The sequence below is a fragment of the Ancylomarina sp. YFZ004 genome (genome assembly GCF_054254355.1).
This window is the reverse complement of the sequence record NZ_JBTCHQ010000005.1, coordinates 68,777-89,436: the sequence shown is the minus strand read 5'-3', so window position 1 is coordinate 89,436 and position 20,660 is coordinate 68,777. Positions and strand designations below refer to the sequence as shown.

The window sequence follows — 20,660 nt, the reverse complement described above, 5'->3', positions numbered from 1 at the left end:
TCTGTTTACTTTTCTTTTGAGGATTTTGACTTATCCTCCTTTATATCTTTAGTTTTACTTTCTTCTTGTTTAGACGCACTTCCGTGCGTCTCTTCGTTTTCCTGATCTTTTATTTCTTGATCATCGAATAAAATCCTGACCGATGGTGAATAATGATCGTCATACTGTCCTTTCTTAACGGCCCACAAAAAACCGATTAGGAATCCTCCTGCCACGACCATACTCACCCCTATTAATACAAATATTACACTCAAGGTTCAATTTTTTAATCTTGTATATAATCAAACAGCCTAATTGAGCTGCACACGTTTCTTACTTACTTTTCCTAGACTTGGTAAAATATCTTTCTTTTTTAGAACTTTTTCCCCTTCCTTATTCCTGGCAAAATAACTCGTTGTAAAACTTGCAAAAGCGACAACAGAAATTGAACTTATAGGCATTAATAAAGCCGCCACAATAGGCGATAAAATACCTTGAACAGCAAAATATAAACCGAATATATTGTAGGCAAAGGATAATAGGAAACTTAGTTTCACAACCCACATTCCTTTTTTCGATATGCTTAAAAACCTTTTCAAATCCTGGAATTTCGATGCTTCTAAAATAGCATCACAAGCTGGAGAAAAATTGTAAATATCATCAGCTATTGATATACCTACATCACTCACCTTTAAAGCTCCGGCATCATTCAAGCCATCACCTATCATCAATATGTTACTTCCTCTACTTTTTAGAGCTTGTATATATTCCAACTTATCCTTTGGGGATTGATTGAATAATAGATTTGAATTCTTTGGGAAGATTTCAGCCAAAATCGATTTTTCAGCATCATTATCACCTGAAAGAACATGTAAATCATAGTTCGATGATAGAGAATAAATTAACTCATTTAAGCCTGTGCGATATTGATTACTCATGATGAATCGCCCTTTCACTTGTCCATCTATAGAGACATAAACTTCGGTAGAACCCGATAAATTTTCAGCTTTAGAAGCTAAAACAAAATTGGCAGAACCAATCTTCACATCTCTGCTCTCAATATGTCCTGATAGACCTAAGGATACCATTTCTTTAAAATCGTGTACCTTTCTAGAAGTCGATTGTTTTAAATGATCGTAAAGGATCGTACTTAAAACATGAGATGAATGTCGAGATAATGACTTGACTGCATCCAAATCCTGTTCGCTTAATGCTTCACCATCATACTTAACACTTACAGCATCAGCCTGTGTGATAGTACCTGTTTTATCAAAAACAATCGTATCAACTCCACTTAAAGCTTCGACGATATCGGCACCTTTTAAATATATCCCTAATCGGCCTAACATTCGCATCGTATTACCTAATGCAAAAGGAGAAGACAAAGCTAAAGCGCATGGGCAGGCGACGATCAAAACTGACGTAAAAGCAAATACAGCTTTTGATGTATCGTTCAGTAACCAATAAAAACCAGCTAAAGCACCAATTACGATTATTGAAAGTGTGAAATATTTACTTATTTGATCAACCAAGGAATTCAACTTAGAAAAGTAAATTTCTTTTTCCTCCGATTGATTCCAAAGTTGTGTTAGTCTCGATTGAACAACCTCTTTTTCGATGCACATTTCAATAGCACCACCTACTTGTTTACCTCCCGCAAACAAATGATCGCCTATTGATTTTAAAACCGAACGAGATTCTCCCGTCACAAAACTATAATCAATTAAGGCTTCACCTTTGGTCAGTATCGCATCAGCAGGTATCAATTCCTGATTTCTAATCAAGATCACATCTCCTTTTTTCAGCTTATTTATTTGCGTACTTTGTTCTTCACCATCAATAATTTTACTGACGGCGACGGGGAAATATGAACGATAATCACGTTCAAAAGATAAGGCCTGATAGCTTTTACTCTGATACCACTTACCAATAAGTAAAAAGAAAATTAAGCCTGCTAATGAATCCATATAACCAGAACCTGTGCTGGTAAATATTTGAAATGAAGATTGAACAAAAAGGGTTATAATACCCAAAGAAATAGGTACGTCTATATTAATAAACTTGTGTTTTAATCCTTTGAATGCAGAGATAACATAATCGTTCCCACTATAAAACAGAACAGGCAAAACCAGAATAAAATTCATCATTCCAAAGAATGATTTGAAATTACTTTCTAAAAATTCTGAACCTGGCACATATTCAGGTAAGCTAAGAAGCATGATGTTCCCAAAGCTAAAACCAGCGACTCCAATTTTGTATAAAAGTTTCTTATTAGCATCCTGATTCTTTTTCTCTTGTAGATTATCAAGTGTAATTTCAGGAATATAGTGGATAGAAGCCAAAAGTTCAGCCAACTGACGAAGGCTTAATTCATTTGAATCAAAAGTAACCGTAACTTCTTTTTTAACGAAGTTCACAGTTGACTTATATACAGCCTTATTTAATACATTAAGATGCTCGAGTAACCAGATACATGAGCTACAATGTATACCAGGCGTATACAAACTTACTTTACGTATGGCATCTTCTGAAAATTCGTAGAGTTTTGAACTTATTTCTTCATCGTCAAGAAAAGCAAACTTCTCTTTAAACTTCCCCTCTTCAATTTTAATCCCAGGAGTGGTCTCAATATTATAATAGGAACAAAGTGAATTGTCATTCAAAAGTTGAAAAACGGTAGAACAACCTGAGCAACAAAATGGCTTACCATCCCAAATTACGGGATGTTTACCACAATCGTCACCACAATGGATACAGGCTTCGTTTTTTGTATCTTCAGCTATTTTCGTCATCTTGCAGACTCATTAGGCTTAATCGAAAACAATGTTCTCAGATTCAACTCTTATTTATATAATTGCAGGTGTTACTCTTGCACATTTCCTATTTGGGATAGGCTATTTACTTTATAAGTTAGGCTTTGCTCCCAAAAAGAAAAAAGATGATATCGAGTAATAAGTTCAGAATCTAGCTAGATTTCGTTCTCATTTTCGACAACTGAAACACTTGGAATAGAACTAGAAAAATAACACCCCAAATTCCGATTACCCCCAGCACGTATGTCGCAATAATCCAAATTGGAGCATTCGCTCGAGTTCCCCACATGGCTCTTTCATCAAGTGGATTCTTAGGATTCGTTGGTACACCTATTGATAAAACACGCTTTTCTTCGATTTGTCCGTAATTATCTTCATCAGTAATCTTTACCAATAAGTCAACTTGTCCTTCTCTATCACCAGGAAGATCAGTTGGAAATTGTATCAACAATTCACCATTCGCATCGGTATAAGCTTCTTCGCCTGAAACATCGAGTTGACCAAATTGTCTCTTTACAAGAAAACTTAACTCAACGCCTTCCAAGCCCACACGTTTTCCGTTCTTTTTCAAACCCGTTAAGTGCGCGTTTAGTTTCTTATGCTCGCTGTCAACATTAAGTTCGATTTTAACATCAGTCACATCAGGATTTACAACAGCTTTAGTGGAAACGGCCTTCTTTTTATTCTTATCGAAAGATCGCAAATAAGCAATAACCATCCATTTGCTTTCATCGTTCAATGTTTTATCGAAAGTTGGCATAGCACCTTTACCAGTCTTAATCTTGTGATAAATTTCACCATCAGATTGAACTAAAAAATTCTGCGAACCTAAATCAGACGGAGCAGGAACCAAAGGCAACATATTTGCCTTGGTAGGGTCACCATGACATGACTTACAATTGGTTTGATATACCTTTTTCCCTGAACTAATATTCTTCTTGCTAAGTTCGTATGGGTTAAGTTTCTTTTTTGCAGTAGCAGATACTTTCCAGTCCTCTGCAGATGCCGAATTCATAAAGGCAAATACAAGAACAAGAGTCGCTAATATAGTGGATACGTTTTTCATGTGTTTCTTGATTTATTATTCCTCAATTTTATAATCAATTCCCTTCTGGTCAGCAATCTCACAGATAGGTACTACTGGAAAGATTTTAGCCAAAACCGTGATAATCAAAAGTGCCAAAGCAAAACTCAATACAGTAACCGAAATTTCAATTGACGATGGAAAATAAGTCTTAAAATGGTCAGGTACATTCTGAATAGGAAGATGTGGATGCAACATAGTAGGAATTACAATCACATAACGCTTAAACCAAGCACTAGCAATCACAAATAGAGAAATGATCATGAGTGGCTTTGGCATTCTAAAACGCTTATTCACCATCAAAATGATTGGCAAAATATTACCTAAAATTTGTGAAGACCAGAACATAATAGCCCATGATCCAAAGAACAATTCCTTAAGGTGAATACTATCTCCTGTCTTCATTTTATAACCCGGAACCAAAAACTCATTTACATTAAAATACAAGTAAACTAAACAAACAGCTACCATTAGCTTACCCATTTTATCGAAATGAAATTCGGTAATATAGTCTTGAAGTTTGTAATTAACTCTGAAGAAATACATTGCTACAACCAAGGCAGCAGATCCGGCAACAAATGCCCCTGCAACGAAATATGGTCCAAAAATAGTTGTATCCCAACCATTTCGAAGCGTTGCAGCAAACAACCATGATGTAACCGTATGAATAGCCAAACCAACTGGAACAATTAAAACCATCAAAGTTCTAATCATCTTGTGAAGATGCTTGTGCTGTTCTGGTGTGTTCGTATAGCCAAATGAAAGAACTGCGTAAACTTTCTTTAAAATAGGAGAAGAATTCTTCATTTCCTTTTTGCAGATCGCTAGATCAGGAATCATGGGTAAAATCAACAATAGAGTACTAATTACTAAGTAAGTCGTAATTACCGTTACATCCCATAGAATTGGTGACTGAAAACGTCCATGAATCATAACATTTAACACTCTATCTGGGCGACCCATATCTAAAACAATCACTAGGCCTGCCACTGCAACAAAGGCAACAGCAATAATCTCAGCAATTCTAGAAATTGGGGTAATCCAATCGACCTTTAATAGTCCAAGTATCGATGAAATTAACATCCCAACCAAACTAACTGCTACAAAGAAGACAAAGTTGGCGATATAAAGTCCCCAAGATACATAGTCACGCATTCCGGTTACGCCAAGTCCGTCACGAAGTTGTACGTAATAAGCCCAACCGCAGACAGCAATAACAGTAACCAGGAAAACAATCCACAATTCCAGTCCTTTATGATTTTGCATCGGACGAAGAATATCTTGCTTTAATTTTTCAAAGGAAAGTGTTGTTTCTTTCGATTTTGTATTGTCATTCATATGTAAAATGATTTTCTATGAATATTTAATATATCGTGTATGTTTAATCTTGATTAATGAAGATTCTCCTCATTCAATAAATCACCATTGAATTCGAAAGCCCTATTCTTAGGAGGCAAGTAAAAGACTCTAGGCTTGGTTCCTAATTCTTCCATAAGTGTATAACCCGCATTATCCTCTATCAATTTAGAGAAGCGAACGGTTTCACCACTGGTTCCATTTGTAACAGCATCTTCATTTCTATCTCCGAAATAATAAACACCATTAGGACAAGCAGAAACACATGATGGTAACTTATTTTCACGTAAACGGTCGGCGCTAAATAAACATTTACTTACAGTACCTTTCTTCTGAGGAACATTCGCCTCAATATTATAGGTTAAATCGTTATACTTCTCGGCATCTTTGGGCTCAGTCCACTGGAAAATACGTGCTGAGTAAGGACAAGCAGCAATACAGAATCGACAACCAATACAGCGTTCGTTATCAATTAGGACAATACCATCCTGTCGCTTAAAAGTCGCATCAACAGGGCATACTTTTGTACAAGGCGGGTTGTCGCAATGCTGACAAGGCTTGGGCATAAAATAAGGTGCAGTATGCTCAGAATCCTGCATCTGTAAAACATTAATATGATGCTGTTCTGGTCGTAACTGATGATGATTTTGACAAGCAGACATACACTTACGTGCATTTCTACATTTACTTAAATCGATAACCATCACGAATGATTTACCAGCGATCCCCTCGCGTCCTCTCTGTTGTAATTCATCAAGAGGTTCGTTAACTGTAGGACGAAGTTGATTTTTATCAACCTGAACCAATTGTCCATCTGCAGTAAGCAAATTCACCATCTCCTCAGGTTCTTTGGCTGCAGCTTTAGCAGCACCTAAAAGTGAAAAACTACTCACAACACCTGCAGCGCCAACAGTTACACCAAAGCTTTTCAGAAAATTTCGTCTACCCTTATCGGAAGTTTTTTGTGTCATATCTCAAAAATTTGCACTGTCACGATTTTGGAATACCATGTTCTGATCTACCTTATCGTATTTATAAAATGTGTATAAATACACGTCAAATATTAAAGTTAAAATTCTGAAAACAAAGTCACAATATATTCCGAAACCGTTTGCAAAACATTCAAAGATAAATAATATTTTCAGATTTTTTAACAATTACAATATCGTTATAAAAATTAGAATATGATAACTAAATACAAATATAAAATCCAATACAAAGCTGCTAATCTGCATATTACAAAAATGAATCAAGCCCATTACACCCGCTATTAAAATAATATTTTAAACCCACGACTAAACCATTAAAGATCCTTTACTCTTAATTATCAGCTATTTACATACGTAATACAATCAAATATGCCTCTATCAATCTAAGACAAAAAGCTTTATTGATTTTTATAAACAGCTCATCTAGCATATCTATCATCGAATAATTAAATAACACAACAAATACACATTTCTCTAATATTCAAACCCTTAACTAATATTGACTTATGATATATAAATTATTAATCATGTTTTACAAGATATTAAGCGAATCAATTGATTTAGAATTTTCTAAAAACAATTAAAAGCGTATTTTTGCGCGGATCTTTCAGCCGAGGATAAACCTATACATTTGGCTTAACTTAAGACTATGAACGAATTAAATAATTTGAAACCTATTAATGATTGGTTTAAAAAATTAGACAGCCGTCCCATTATTATTAGTGGACCTTGTAGTGCTGAATCTGAGGAACAGGTCTTAAATACAGCTCGTCAATTAAAAGAGATTGATCAGGTTAAAGTTTTCAGAACTAGAATCTGGAAACCTAAAACTCAATCTAATAGTTTTGAAGATAGAGGGGATAATGCTCTTAATTGGTTGAACCAAGTTAAATTGGAAACAAACTTATTGACCATGGTTGAGGTGGCTTCACCAAAGCATGTGGAGATGTGTTTGCGTCATAATGTTGATATTCTTTGGATTGGAGCTAGAACAACATCAAATCCATTTTCCATACAAGAACTTGCAAGTGTACTTCAAGGTATGAATGTGCCTGTAATGATAAAAAATCCACTTAATCCAGATATCAATCTTTGGATTAGTGCATTGGAGCAAATCAACAAAGCGGGCATATCAAAACTAGCTGCCATTCATTGTGGTTTCTACCCTTTTGAACAAACTAGTCTTCGTAATATTCCAAAATGGGAGATTCCAATTGAGTTGAAGTCAAGATTCCACAATTTGCCTATGATTTGCGATCCAAGTCATATTGCTGGAAATAAAGAACACATTCAGCAGATCTCACAGAAAGCTCTGGATCTAAATATGGATGGCTTAATGATAGAAAGTCATTTCAAACCTGAAGACGCATCAAGTGAATCTATGCAACAACTTATACCTTCAGAATTAAATACAATTTTGAATAGCTTGGTTTGCCGATTGAGTATTAAAAATGGTGATGATTACAACCCACTGAGTCAATACCGTAATCAAATTGACTCAATTGATGCACAGTTTATCGAGCTACTGGCACAGAGAATGAATGTTGTAAGTGAAATAGGAGAATACAAGTCGGAACAAAACTTAAACATTCTTCAATTAAAACGATGGGAGAAAGTGAGAGAACAAGGTACTGAACTTGGTAAATCACTAGGTTTATCAGAAAATTTCCTCACTCAATTACTTCGAATGATTCATAAAGAAGCTATTCTTATTCAAAATGATGTTATGAATAATAAAAAATAACCCCTTACTATAGAGAAATAAAAAGCCAGTAAACTTATGTGTTTACTGGCTTTTTCTATGTGTATATTTTAAGATTAACTCTTCGCTCTAATCTTCAGTTTCTGTCCTACTCTTAAGCTACGTGAATTTGTAATGTCATTAATTCTCATGATATCATAATTTGAGATACCTGGAAATTTCTTAGCTATTGTCCAGAAATTATCATTCTTCCGAACCGTATAATAAATGTAATCTCCACCCCCACCAGACGACGTTTTCTTAACATTACTTGTCTTCTTAGAGCTTGCCACATATGACTTACCCAAAGTTGCTTGCTTTTGAGATTTAGACATCGAATTAAACGACTTATAATATGAAGATTTCGACTTCGGTACATAAACAGCTAGTTTTTGCCCAACTCGAATCATATTACGTCGGATATTATTCCAATAACGCAAATCTGAAGTTCTAACATGAAACCATGATGCAATTAAACCGACGGCATCACCTGATTTCACTTTATAGTAAACCTTAGATTTCCCTTTCGGAGAAGCATGTGCAAACTTCTGGTATCTATCTCTAGGATTAGCAAGCTGATCCTTTAAATTGAAATAGTATTCTTTTTTATAAGATGTAATTGAATCCTGATTGTCAATAAAAGCCAAAGCTGACTCAAAAGGAATTTTTAACGAATATGGTTTATTAAAAGCAGGAATAATATCGGCTCGATACTGAGGATTCAATTCACGTAATTTCTTTTTTGAAACCTTAGTAAACTGAGCAATCTGATCAAAGTGTAGTTGTTCCTTTATCATTATTGTATCACAAACCTCTGGAAATTGATTAGGTCTTGGATACAAACCATGTTCTTCGTGAAAGTTAAAAGAATAAAGTGCTGCAATAAATGCTGGCACATACCCTCTCGTTTCTTTAGGTAGTCTGTAATAAATATCCCAATAGTTCTTCTTTCCTCCACTGCGACGAATGGCCTTATTTACATTTCCAGGACCACAATTGTATGCAGCAATAACCAAAGGCCAGTTGCCGTACATCTTATACAAATCCTTTAGGAACCTAGCTGCAGCATAACTCGATTTTATAGGATCACGACGATCGTCTACAAAAGAGTTAACCTCTAACTTATACTGCTTACCTGTCGAATACATAAACTGCCACAAGCCTGAAGCACCAGCTCTTGATAGAGCTTTAGGATTAAGAGCAGATTCAATAATTGGCAAATACTTCAATTCCTGAGGTAAGCCTTCTTTATCGAGAATTTCTTCGAAAATAGGAAAGTAATATTCCGACATACCCATCATAAGCTCAACCTGCTTTCTCCTACGTTGCGTATAAAGCTCAATATAATTTCGTACAATTTTATTATACGAAAGATCAAACATCGAAGGGATAGATTGTAATCTCTTAATATAAACTGAATCTGCTAATTTTTCCTTTTTATACTTTGTTTCTGGACCTTCATAGGCTCTTGTTTTAACCGATTTTTCAGCATACCAAGCATTAACCAACTTATCTAGGTTACTTTTAAATTCAGGTTGTATACTATCATTCAAATCCCAACGAACATCAACAGGATTGATTTTCAGAAAAGCCAAAGAATCTTTCTCCACAGCTGGAGTCATATCCTCGTCTTCAATAATAGGATTTTCAACTTCACTTTCCTGAGCAAAAACTTCAGACGTTTCAACTTCAGCAGACGAATTGTCTACAAGTGTTTTACTCGTAGAGCAAGCCATACTTGCAATAAGAGCCAATGAATAAAGGGAATATTTAAATTTCATACTTGTTGTTTTCTTCATTTCTATTTCAAAAGAAATAGAATTCAAATTAAAAATAGTGCCTCGTGCACTCTCCACACTTAATTATACGCATTCAAGCAAATTTTATTGCTCCACAAATCTTTTAAAATGTATAATCACCAACTACTTTAAGATCTCAAATAAGATTTCAGCAAGGAAACTCTTACTATTTACCTTTATATAATTTTCTTTATCTATTCCTAACAGGCCTAATTCTTCGGCAGTCTGATTCACCATAAAGAATTCGCGTGCTTCGGTTGCAATTTTTCTTTTTTGAGTAACATTTAAAAGCTCAGATTGAAACTTAGGCCAACTCGAAGCAGTTTTCAAATCTAAATCCAACGAATCTTTCTTTACAACAAGAGATTTAAAATAGCTTGCAAGCTTATCAACATGTTTCGAATTCTCTACAATATCATCTTCTTTAATCTCTACAAGCTTTAAGCCAGAAACAGAATTGATATGCATCACGTATTTTTCATTCCCACAATGAATTGTTGCAGAAGTAAAATCTTGATCTAGAATATCTGAAAATAACACAAAAGTCCTTTGCTCATGCTTATCTATTGTATCACCAACAATTTCGTGTAATACAATTAACTTATCCTGTGCAATTACAGATAAATGAGTGATAACAAGAAAAATAAAGAATAAGGCTAATCTCATATATTTCAGCTTTTTAGATTCACAAGATACTAAAAATTAATTCGACAGGACAAACCAAGTGTACTCCCCGAAATGGGTGAAAAGTTCATTTTTGGTTGAATCGTCATACTTAAATCATCGTTGATATTAAAATCAGTAAAGTGTGCATCAACAGTTGCATCGATAATATTAAGAACATAAACTCCAAATAAAATGATATAACTTAAATCTCTATCTCTCTTATACTTGTCCTTACCATTCTTTAATCTAGTCTTATACAAATCATCTAACTGAGATGATGTCGTGGTAAAGTCTACATTATTAACTAATTTTTCATAGCTTTTAGATGAAGGTTCCTGAATTGTTCCTCCTTCAGGCTGATATTTATATTCTAAATATTTAGAAAAGTCGATATAGCCATCCTTGTAATCATTGTACTGACCCGTATTCCACCCAATAGCATATAAGGTTACTCCAATACCACCGTAAAGAATGGGAAGTTTCCAATACTTTTTATTGTAGATCTGTCCCAAGCCTGGTAATAAAGCAGAATAAACTGTGGCCTTATGAGGTGAATGCTCTTTTACTTTTTTTGGTGAAAAAACAGTATCTGATTCTATTTTCTGAGCGTATACATTTCCTCCGGAAATTAATACAACAAAGCACACTACTACAAGTAAAAGGAGTGTTTTCAATTTATTCAAAATCGTGATTTTTGATTATTTTATTATTTCATCTGATCGAGAACACCTAAAATACGCTCTAAATCATCATCTGATTTAAAAGGAATAATAATCTGTCCTTTTCCTTTTGTATTACGTTTCAAATCTATTTTAGAATCAAAATGTTTTGAAAGATGTTGTTTAAGGCTTTCATATTCTTCAGCTAAACGAGCTGGTTTGGCCTTTTCTTTAACAGGTGCTCCATTATTAGCTTCACGAGCCAATTCTTCAATTTTTCTTACTGATAAATCATCAGAAACAGCCATCTTATATATAGATAGTTGATACTCTCTGTTATCAACATTTACAAGAGCACGAGCATGTCCCATAAGAATATTCTTCTCACGAACCCCCTTCTGAATCTCTGCAGGAAGCTTAAGTAAACGTAGATAGTTTGAGATCGTTGAACGTTTTTTCCCAACACGATCACTCAAGCTTTCTTGAGTTAAATCACATTCGTCAATCAATCTTTGATACGAAATCGCAATCTCAAGAGAATCTAAATCTTCACGCTGAATATTTTCAACTAAAGCCATTTCAAGCATTTTGTCATCTTCAGCAAGACGAACATAAGCAGGAATCTTACTTAAACCTGCTATTTTCGATGCTCTAAGACGACGCTCTCCAGCAATAAGTTGAAATGAATTGCTATTAAGTTTACGAACAGTGATAGGCTGAACAATACCAATTTCTCTAATCGACTTAGCTAATTCATTTAAAGCTTCCTCGTCAAATTTAGTTCGAGGCTGAAAAGGGTTCACCTCAATTTTCGATAGTTCAATTTCGTTACTTAGTTCATGTTCCTGACGCGATGGACGAGCTTGAAAATCATCTCTATCGTCAATCAAAGCTCCTAAGCCTCTACCTAATGCACTCTTTTTTGCCATAATATATCATTATAAAACATGAATTCGACTAGCCTATAATACCTAATCGAATTGCATTTTCTTATTTCTCAATTTCGTTTTCCTGATGCGCTTCTTCAAGCTCTGAATTATTCTCGACCAGTTCTCTTGCTAGATTCAAATAGTTGACTGCTCCATTTGATTCTGCATCATATAAAATAGCAGGCTTGCCAAAACTTGGCGCCTCTCCTAATTTTGTATTTCGCTGAATAATTGTTTCGAAGACCATATCCTGGAAGTGTTTCTTAACTTCACTTACCACCTGATTTGATAAACGTAAACGGCTATCGTACATGGTTAATAAGAAGCCTTCAATTTCCAATTCAGGATTCAATCTACTTTGAATAATCTTAATGGTATTTAAAAGTTTACCTAAGCCTTCCAAAGCGAAATACTCACACTGCACAGGTATTAGGATTGAGTCAGCAGCAGTTAAAGCATTAACGGTAATCAATCCTAGTGAAGGAGAACAATCGATTAGGATATAATCGTAATCGTCGCGAATCGCATTCAAAACATTCAGAAGAATTTTTTCACGATTAGCTAGATTAAGCATTTCAATTTCAGCACCGACCAAATCAATATGCGAAGGAATAATATCTAAGCCCTCCATCTCGGTTTTTAGGATTGCATCTTTAGGATTAGTACCATCAACAATACACTCGTATAAGCTATTTTCGATTGTGCGAACATCAAAACCATAACCTGATGTTGCATTAGCTTGAGGATCGGCATCAACGATAAGAACACGATGTTCCAACACGGCAAGACTAGATGCTAGATTGATAGCAGTCGTTGTTTTTCCAACACCACCTTTTTGATTTGCAAGAGCGATTATTTTAGCCATAAACAATTCCTATTTTAATCAGAAAACCGAATACAATCCGCTTCTCTATTGTAGATACAACACTTACTTTCAGCACAAGTAGAACATCGACTTAAGCAGGCATAATCTCTTATATCCTAGTCTCATCAGTTCAGATCTGCTTGTTTCAAAGATAGTATTTTATAAGACATTTAAAATTCAGACATACTTATACTTATCAAAAATAAGCTTAAAGTTATAAACAATTAAAATTGACTTAAGCTTCTGCATAAAGCTTTAAACTCTCAGCCAATAACTGTTCCTTATCAATTGGAACAACAACTGGAATCTCACAAACAATTCCCCCAGCAAGGTTCGATATTGCAGCAATTTCTGCAGCATTCATTCCTGCAGCCAAGCAAAGTGTGGCAACAGAAATAACGGTATCTCCTGCTCCTGACACGTCAGCAATTTTTCTAACAACGGCTGGAATATGCTCGTAAGTATTTTCATTACTAATAAACACACCTAATTCTGATAGTGTAATCAATAACTTATCAACGCCCATTTCTTGCTGAAATTGTTTCGCTGCTCTAAATAAACCATCGATATCACCTTTTTCTAAAGTCAAATTTGAACCCTCAAGAAATTCTTTAAAGTTTGGTTTGAATAAAGTGACATTTTTATAATCAGAATAGTGACGTTTTTTTGGATCAACTAAAACCGGGATATCCAATTGTTTTGCTTTATCCGTAACGGTTTCAATCAATTTCTTTGTGATCAAGCCCTTATCGTAGTCTTCAAATACAATAGCATGTATATCTTGACTATCCAATAAGTTTAGAACGTGATCGATAAATGACAACTCAGTATCATCAGCCAACTCATGCGTATCTTCTTCATCAATACGAATCACATGCTGATTGTTACTAATAAACCTGGTTTTAACTGTTGTTCTACGATGAGAACTCACAACAATACCCGATTGCTCGTGTTGAATTTCAGATAAAAGTTTGACAAAATCTTTACCTCTATCATCATCACCAATTACAGAACACAATATGGGATTAGCTCCAAGCGATTTAATATTCAAAGCCACATTAGCAGCGCCACCCAGTCTATTTTCGCGACTTGAGCATGAAAAAATGGGTACAGGTGCTTCCGGGGAAATACGATCTACCTCGCCCCAAGCGTAGGCGTCAACCATAACGTCACCTATAATAAGAATATTGTAATCGGAGAAGGATTCGAAAATACGATTCAATTCAGCTTTATTCACAAGCGGTATTTTTATTTGTTTGCCCAACAAAGATAAACAAATTCGAATCTTTAAAAATAGGTAGATGTAGCTTTAGATTTTTTTAAGACATCTATTAATTAATATCATCCCAATTAACATCTATTCAATTTCTTTCTTTGAATTCGCATTCACAAAAAGAATATGGCCTAAACTCTCATAGCCCATAAACATTTCAGCTCCTTCGTGCTTGATAATATCACCTCTAAAACCGATTAAGGTTAAACCTGCATGTTCTGAACGTTCATTAATCAGATCCTTAGGAGAAACATCTTCTTGCGCTATTAATACTTCAACATTTGTACTTCTAATTGGTAGTCGGCCCGAAGCAATCATTTCATCAAGACTCTCTCTCACCTCCAGAGCTTGTTCTGCCTTACAAATATTAAAAATCTTAATATCAGCCTTTCTCCAATCAGGATGTCCGGCAATAATAAAGCTCAATAAAATCATCAAATTTGCATTATCAGCATCAGAGGGTTTAATCCAAATATGAATATCTGACTTCAATTTAAATCGACGCTTTGAAGAGGCCATTACACAAAAATCAAAATCCCCTGCATTGGCTAAGGCATAGTTTTCGATAATTTCATCTAAATTCTCGCTATTATCTTTGTCATATTCGAAGATCACCATATTATTTTCCATGCCTGCAACACCTGGCAACTGAATAGCTTGAGCAATGGCAGAAGTATACGAGGGTGATATAATGGTGTCGACAAAAACATGATTCCCTACATTTCCAGAACGACTCACCAACAAATCAAGCTCTTGCGTGGCTTGCTCATGTGTAGCCTTAGAATAATAGCCTTCTATTCGATGTAGATAGGTTCCAAAACCATATTTGTAGGCAATCCAGTTTAATAGTTTAAAAGCCGTATCTCGTTCAAAAGAATCTTTTGATATACAAATGGCGCTTGGTCTCCACTCTTGCACACGCTTCTTCCCTGCTTTTTGCAAAAATACTTGAACATTCCTATTCAGCTGATATAATGAATTCAAAAAAATTGAAGCTAATCCATGCCTATCCTTATGATAGGAATTGATATACAAATAGGTCAAAACCATCAGCACAATTGCCAATAAAGCATATATCGTATTAATCTTGAACATGATCAAAATAGATACGATAAAACCCAGCAGTGACAAAAACCATTTCGACTTAAAAGAAGGTCGGTAACTAGGCGATGAACCAAAATGATTTAGAAAAGAGATCAAACAAAGCGCACCGTAGGTCACCATAAAAAACATAGATATAATTCCTGCAACAGCGTTAATATCACCTAGTAATACAAAAAACAGAGCAATCACACAGGTCACTATTGAAGCATTTATTGGTTCTCCATCTTTCTGACGCCCTTTCGCTAACCACCTATTCAGGCCTTTCGATGGCAGTGATCGATCAACCGAAAGAGCTTGCAAAGTTCTTGGTGCCACCATTACCGAACCTAAAGCCGAAGAAATAGTTGATGCGGCCAAACCAAAAGGGATTGCAATAGCACCACCTAAGGCAATTTGACTCATAACGAGTTGATGATCTAACAAATCCTGAACGCTGGCATACTGAGCTAATTTATAGACAACAAAAACATAAATAATCATGCCAATAAAAGTAGCCGCTGTTGTGCCCCAAGGAATTGATTTTGCAGGATTTTTAAGATCTCCTGAAAGCCCTACTCCAGCAGTTATCCCGGTAAAGGCAGGGAAAATAATGGCAAAAATCACAAAAAATTGATCTGAATTTCGAAACTCCGCTTTAAATAAAGAAAAATCAGAAACCGATGCATGAGCCGTATCTCCAATAAAAAATAAGATTAGCGATGCAAAAAGAATGGCCGCCACAAAATAAAGAGCCTTTACTCCCAGATTAGCACCTTTTTTTAGAATCAAAGCTGACAAGAGCAACATAGCAGGTACAGAAACGACTTGCCTAGGCAAAGAAAGATCGTAGGTCCTCAATGCCCAATTGAAAATAGGTTCGAAGGCTTCAGTAAAAGCAATCACATAAAAAGCAACCGAAATAGCTTGCGAAAGGAATAAAGCCAAACCAATTGTAGCTCCAATATTTAAACCAAAAGATCGAGAGATAATAAAATATTCACCACCACCTTCAACTCTTTTATTAGTTGCAAGTTCCGAAATAGCAAAGGCTGTTGGTATAGTTACCAAGTGTCCCAATAGGATAATAAAAATGACACCCCAAAAACCAAGAGTCCCAACCGCATAGCCAAACCTTAAGAATAAAACGGCGCCTAAAATGGTAGATATAGCTGTAAAAAAAACAGGTGCCGTTCCAAATTTTCGTTTCCCTACTCCCTCTTGCATAGGTTATTAATATTGATTTTATTTTTCCTTTTGTACTAAATTTAAACTTTATTATTTAAGCATCCGAATCTTTCAAGACAAAACTTATATATCAAAACTCGAGTTTTAAATACTTACAGACACAATCTGTTCAACAAATTTAAGTGCTAATACAGGAAATTATTACTATTTTCGGCTTTAATTATCACATTAAGATTTTTAACAATATAGCTTTACAAAATCTCAATATCAGACGTAGAATAACCTATACGAATCTATTACCTAACAAATAAGCTATATTTAAAAGACATAAAACAAAAAACAATGAAGAAACTATTATTTGCACTTCCTCTATTACTTCTGTTTGCATGTAATCAGGAACCTACTGTCAAAATAAAAGGTAGCATTAAGAAAGGTGACGGTATTACACTATATCTTGACAAGCTTCATACAGCTAGAGTAGAAACAATTGATTCAGTTAAGCTTGATAAGGATGGTGAATTCAGTTTTAAAACAAAATCATCACAACCGGAGTTTTATTTATTGCGTTTATCGAATGGGAAATTACTAACGCTTTTAACAAGTCCTGACGAAGAAGTTGAGGTGAATTCTATTTCTACTCATATGAATCAAGCTTATCTTGTTTCTGGTTCTACTGGTTCTGCATTTGTAAAAGATTTAAATGATAAGCTTACAGAAACTAAGGATAGTATAGCTGTAATCAGAAAAGAATTAAAGGAGAAAAAAGCAGATCCAAACTATTCTAGTATTTCACAGAATTTGTTGGCTAAGTATATTGAAGTGATTCAAGATCAAAGAGAATTCTCTGCTAACTTCATCATGAGAAATGCGACTTCTCTTTCGAGCTATTTAGCACTTTATCAAAGAATTGATAAGAACACATATACCTTAAATGAAAATAGCGACATAAAGTATGCTAAGGTTGTTGCTTCATCGATGAGAGCTTTATATCCCGAACACGAATACACAAAAGCCGTATTAGCGAATCTGGAGACCATGCAAAAAAGTTTGAATAATTTGAAAATGAAGAAGCTGATTGAAGATAAAGGTGCAAACTACCCAAAGCTTAGCCTTAAAAATACCAAAGGAAAAGAGATCAGCCTAAATTCTTTAGATGGTAAATTGATTGTTTTAAGTTTTTGGGCATCACAAGATGCTAACTCTAGAAAGCAAAACAGCACTCTAAAAAAGATCCATACAAAGTATAAAAACAAAGGCTTAGAAATCTATCAGGTTTCTGTTGATCAAGATGCAAAGCTTTGGAAAGAAGCTATTAAAAAAGATGGTTTAAATTGGATAAATGTTTGTGAACCTGAAAATGGTAGTGCGTTAGCAGTTCGTAATTTCAATGTTCAGCAAGTACCTGCCAACTATATTATCAGTAAACAAGGTGATATTGTAGGTAAGAATCTATACGGATTAGCTCTTGAAGAGAAAGTTGATGAATACATCAAATAATAAATAAAATATTGAGTCTGGTTAGTTCCAGACTCAAAACTATAGCTTAATTAAGCAGACGTATGACAACTGGAAAAAAGATATATTTTGCTTCTGATGTTCACTTGGGCGCACCCGCTTTAAACAACAACCTTCAACGTGAAAAGTTGTTTGTAAAATGGCTCAATCAGGTGAAAGAAGATGCTAAGGCCATTTATTTAATGGGTGATATTTTTGATTTCTGGTTCGAGTACAAAAGAGCAGTACCCCGAGGATTCACAAGGTTTTTTGGGAAGCTTGCTGAGATATGTGATTCTGGAATAGAAGTGCATTTTTTCACAGGTAACCATGACATTTGGGTTTTCGATTACCTACCACAAGAACTTGGCGTTATTGTTCATCGTAAAGAGTTCAGGACAGAAATTGATGGTAAAAAATTCTTTCTGGCTCATGGTGATGGCTTGGGACCTTACGACAAAGGCTACAAAATGCTTAAGAAGATATTCACCAATAAATTCTTGCAGTGGTGTTTTGCCCGATTACATCCCAACTTTGCAATTGGCTTAGCTCTTAAATGGTCTTCTCACAGTCGCTTAAGCGATGGGAAAGTTGAAGCCGATCAGTTTAGAGGAACAGATAAAGAATGGCTCGTACTCTTTGCCAATGATATTCTCAAAAATGAAGATTTCGATTATTTTGTATTCGGACATCGCCATTGGCCTTCAAATATAGAACTAGATAAAGGAGCTCGTTACATCAATACCGGGGATTGGATTTCACACTTCACCTATGCGGTTTTCGATGGTGAAAACATGGAACTCATGAACTTTGAAAAACCTGAAGCTTAACTTTCATCTTAAATAGACTATAACTCATCAAATTCAACTAAATTCTTTTCTATGGAATTTTTATATATCGCGATTGGAATCTTAAAAGGGATGATAATTGCCTGGTTAATTTTAAGAAAGAAATTAAATTCTGCCGCAGCAATACATCGTGAGGAACTTTTGAAAAAAGAGAATGCTTTTATTCTTGAAAAGAGCGAGCTGGATCAATCTAAGATGAGATTTGAAGAAAGAGCCAATAACCTTCAATCTGAAAAACAGATACTTCAAACTGAGCTTTTAACCGAGAGAGAAAAGACTGAGAAATTAACACGTTCATTTTCCATTTCGGCTACTGAGCGTAAGAATTTAGAAGAAAAACTAGAGAATCAGAAAAAAGAGCTTGAGGAACTACAAAAGCGATTTACTACTGAGTTTGAAAATATTGCCAACAAAATACTGAAAGAAAATTCAAAAGAATTCACTTCTTCGAACCAGAAGAATATGAATGATATATTAAGTCCTATTAAGGAGAAATTGACCTCGTTTGAGAAGAAGGTTGAAGAAACCTACGATAAAGAATTACGTGATAAAATTAGTTTGCGCGAAGAAGTTAAAAAGCTTTACGATCTGAATACGAAACTCTCTACTGAAGCTAACAACCTAACAAAAGCTCTTAAGGGTGATGTGAAAAAGCAAGGTAATTGGGGTGAAGTTGTTCTTGAGCGAATTCTTGAAAGATCGGGTTTGACTAGAGGTCAGGAATACGATAGAGAAGTTGTCATGAAAAATGATGATGGCCAAACAATTCGTCCTGATGTTATTATTCGTCTCCCTGAAGAGAAACACATTATTATTGACTCCAAAGTATCATTAGTTGCTTACGAAAGATTTGTAAACGCAAGTAGTGACGAAGAGAGAGAAGTCTGCCAAAAGGATCATATCGCCTCTTTCAAAGCTCATATAAAAGGCTTAGCAGATAAGCATTATCAAAGCTCAGACTCCTTAAATACACCTGATTTTGTATTGATGTTTGTGCCTATTGAATCCTCATTCTCTGTAGCGGTTCAGGCCGACCAGGAACTATTTGGATACGCATGGGACAATAAAATTGTTGTGGTGAGTCCCTCAACACTATTGGCAACACTACGTACCATTTCATCTATCTGGAAACAAGAAAACCAGAACAAAAACGTGATGGAAATTGCCCGCCAGGGTGGTGCTCTTTACGACAAGTTTGTGGGCTTTGTAGAAGATCTGATTAAGCTTGGTAAGCAAATGGACGGTTCTCAGAAACTGTATCAAGAGTCAATGAAGAAGCTTTGCGACGGAACAGGTAATCTGGTTGGTCGTGCTGAGAAAATTCGCATACTGGGCGCTAAAGTAAAGAAGAAACTTCCACAAGATTTACTGGATAGAACCAGCGAAGAGAAAGCTGTGGAATAAATATAAAAAGCATTAAAGAAGGAAAGGCTGTTTCAATCGAAACAGCCTTTATTTATATCTATACTATCCATAGCAGAAGTTTTCGAGATGTTCGACACTCCAATGATAATTTAGCCTTTATTAACTCTAGTGCTTTTACTATTTCTTCTTTGTAAGAGAATCACGATATAATTTCCCAATGCAACTATTGATGAAGTAATTACGATGATAATTATGTTTATATCAATTTTAACTATGGATAATTTATCAAGGATTAGTATTAGCAATAAGGCAAATATCGAAATAATAAAATACCAGAAATTTAATTTCTCATTCATTCTGTTGTTATTAATCGTTTAGAATATTAATTAAAAACAATGCCCTAAAAAATAGTCGCAAGAAGTCATTATATTACCTTCAGCATTGGTATTAGGCTAACTAGTATCTAAATTCCTTTGGGGTTATATCTTCTCCGTCAGCTTCCTTACAAAGCGATATTTATTGAAAAATTCCT

16 protein-coding genes are annotated in these 20,660 nt (G+C 35.0%); 4 read left to right on the top strand and 12 right to left on the bottom strand.

The genetic code is table 11. The features are described from left to right. Positions 1–5 precede the first annotated feature (5 nt). The 5 genes from ccoS to ACXR6G_RS09900 form a co-directional block, all read right to left on the bottom strand. The gene (gene ccoS, locus ACXR6G_RS09920) at positions 6–254 is read right to left on the bottom strand and encodes a cbb3-type cytochrome oxidase assembly protein CcoS (protein ID WP_458361272.1); all 249 of its coding nucleotides are present in this window, start codon (positions 252–254) and stop codon (positions 6–8) included. A gap of 36 nt (positions 255–290) precedes the next feature. After that, on the bottom strand, positions 291–2,771 hold the full coding sequence (locus tag ACXR6G_RS09915) for a heavy metal translocating P-type ATPase (protein ID WP_458361271.1): 2,481 nt from the start codon (positions 2,769–2,771) through the stop codon (positions 291–293). A gap of 172 nt (positions 2,772–2,943) precedes the next feature. After that, a complete protein-coding gene (locus ACXR6G_RS09910; protein WP_458361270.1) occupies positions 2,944–3,858 on the bottom strand; it encodes a c-type cytochrome in 915 nt (304 codons plus the stop codon). 15 nt (positions 3,859–3,873) lie between these two features. Beyond that, the gene (nrfD, locus tag ACXR6G_RS09905) at positions 3,874–5,214 is read right to left on the bottom strand and encodes an NrfD/PsrC family molybdoenzyme membrane anchor subunit (protein ID WP_458361269.1); all 1,341 of its coding nucleotides are present in this window, start codon (positions 5,212–5,214) and stop codon (positions 3,874–3,876) included. 53 nt (positions 5,215–5,267) lie between these two features. After that, positions 5,268–6,203, bottom strand: coding sequence for a 4Fe-4S dicluster domain-containing protein (locus ACXR6G_RS09900; protein ID WP_458361268.1), 936 nt, complete (start codon positions 6,201–6,203; stop codon positions 5,268–5,270). A gap of 667 nt (positions 6,204–6,870) precedes the next feature. Here ACXR6G_RS09900 and ACXR6G_RS09895 point away from each other — a divergent pair. Beyond that, on the top strand, positions 6,871–7,965 hold the full coding sequence (locus tag ACXR6G_RS09895; RefSeq protein ID WP_458361267.1) for a chorismate mutase: 1,095 nt from the start codon (positions 6,871–6,873) through the stop codon (positions 7,963–7,965). Between the two features lie 74 nt (positions 7,966–8,039). Here the strand turns inward: ACXR6G_RS09895 and ACXR6G_RS09890 are convergent, their stop codons facing one another. The 7 genes from ACXR6G_RS09890 to ACXR6G_RS09860 all read right to left on the bottom strand — a co-directional run bounded on the left by ACXR6G_RS09890 (position 8,040) and on the right by ACXR6G_RS09860 (position 16,460). Beyond that, entirely contained in the window at positions 8,040–9,743 is a 1,704-nt protein-coding gene (locus ACXR6G_RS09890; protein ID WP_458361266.1) for a transglycosylase SLT domain-containing protein, read from the bottom strand. A 141-nt stretch (positions 9,744–9,884) separates the two neighbouring features. Beyond that, complete coding sequence (locus ACXR6G_RS09885; RefSeq protein WP_458361265.1) at positions 9,885–10,427, bottom strand: hypothetical protein; 543 nt, start codon at positions 10,425–10,427, stop codon at positions 9,885–9,887. A 29-nt stretch (positions 10,428–10,456) separates the two neighbouring features. After that, positions 10,457–11,110 (bottom strand): DUF5683 domain-containing protein, encoded by a 654-nt coding sequence (locus ACXR6G_RS09880; RefSeq protein WP_458361264.1) that lies wholly within the window; start codon positions 11,108–11,110, stop codon positions 10,457–10,459. 23 nt (positions 11,111–11,133) lie between these two features. Then, the gene (locus ACXR6G_RS09875; RefSeq protein ID WP_458361263.1) at positions 11,134–12,015 is read right to left on the bottom strand and encodes a ParB/RepB/Spo0J family partition protein; all 882 of its coding nucleotides are present in this window, start codon (positions 12,013–12,015) and stop codon (positions 11,134–11,136) included. Between the two features lie 61 nt (positions 12,016–12,076). Continuing rightward, positions 12,077–12,880 carry a ParA family protein gene (locus ACXR6G_RS09870; RefSeq protein ID WP_458361262.1) on the bottom strand — a complete coding sequence of 268 codons (804 nt, stop codon included), beginning with the start codon at positions 12,878–12,880 and terminating at the stop codon, positions 12,077–12,079. A gap of 235 nt (positions 12,881–13,115) precedes the next feature. Then, a complete protein-coding gene (locus tag ACXR6G_RS09865; protein WP_458361261.1) occupies positions 13,116–14,117 on the bottom strand; it encodes a bifunctional heptose 7-phosphate kinase/heptose 1-phosphate adenyltransferase in 1,002 nt (333 codons plus the stop codon). A 120-nt stretch (positions 14,118–14,237) separates the two neighbouring features. Then, positions 14,238–16,460 (bottom strand): amino acid permease, encoded by a 2,223-nt coding sequence (locus ACXR6G_RS09860; protein WP_458361260.1) that lies wholly within the window; start codon positions 16,458–16,460, stop codon positions 14,238–14,240. A gap of 303 nt (positions 16,461–16,763) precedes the next feature. Between ACXR6G_RS09860 and ACXR6G_RS09855 the strand changes: the two genes are divergently transcribed. The 3 genes from ACXR6G_RS09855 to rmuC all read left to right on the top strand — a co-directional run bounded on the left by ACXR6G_RS09855 (position 16,764) and on the right by rmuC (position 20,167). Then, entirely contained in the window at positions 16,764–17,918 is a 1,155-nt protein-coding gene (locus ACXR6G_RS09855; protein WP_458361259.1) for a thioredoxin-like domain-containing protein, read from the top strand. Between the two features lie 62 nt (positions 17,919–17,980). Continuing rightward, entirely contained in the window at positions 17,981–18,745 is a 765-nt protein-coding gene (locus tag ACXR6G_RS09850) for a UDP-2,3-diacylglucosamine diphosphatase (protein WP_458361258.1), read from the top strand. A 51-nt stretch (positions 18,746–18,796) separates the two neighbouring features. Beyond that, on the top strand, positions 18,797–20,167 hold the full coding sequence (rmuC, locus tag ACXR6G_RS09845; RefSeq protein ID WP_458361257.1) for a DNA recombination protein RmuC: 1,371 nt from the start codon (positions 18,797–18,799) through the stop codon (positions 20,165–20,167). Positions 20,168–20,660: the final 493 nt, after the last annotated feature.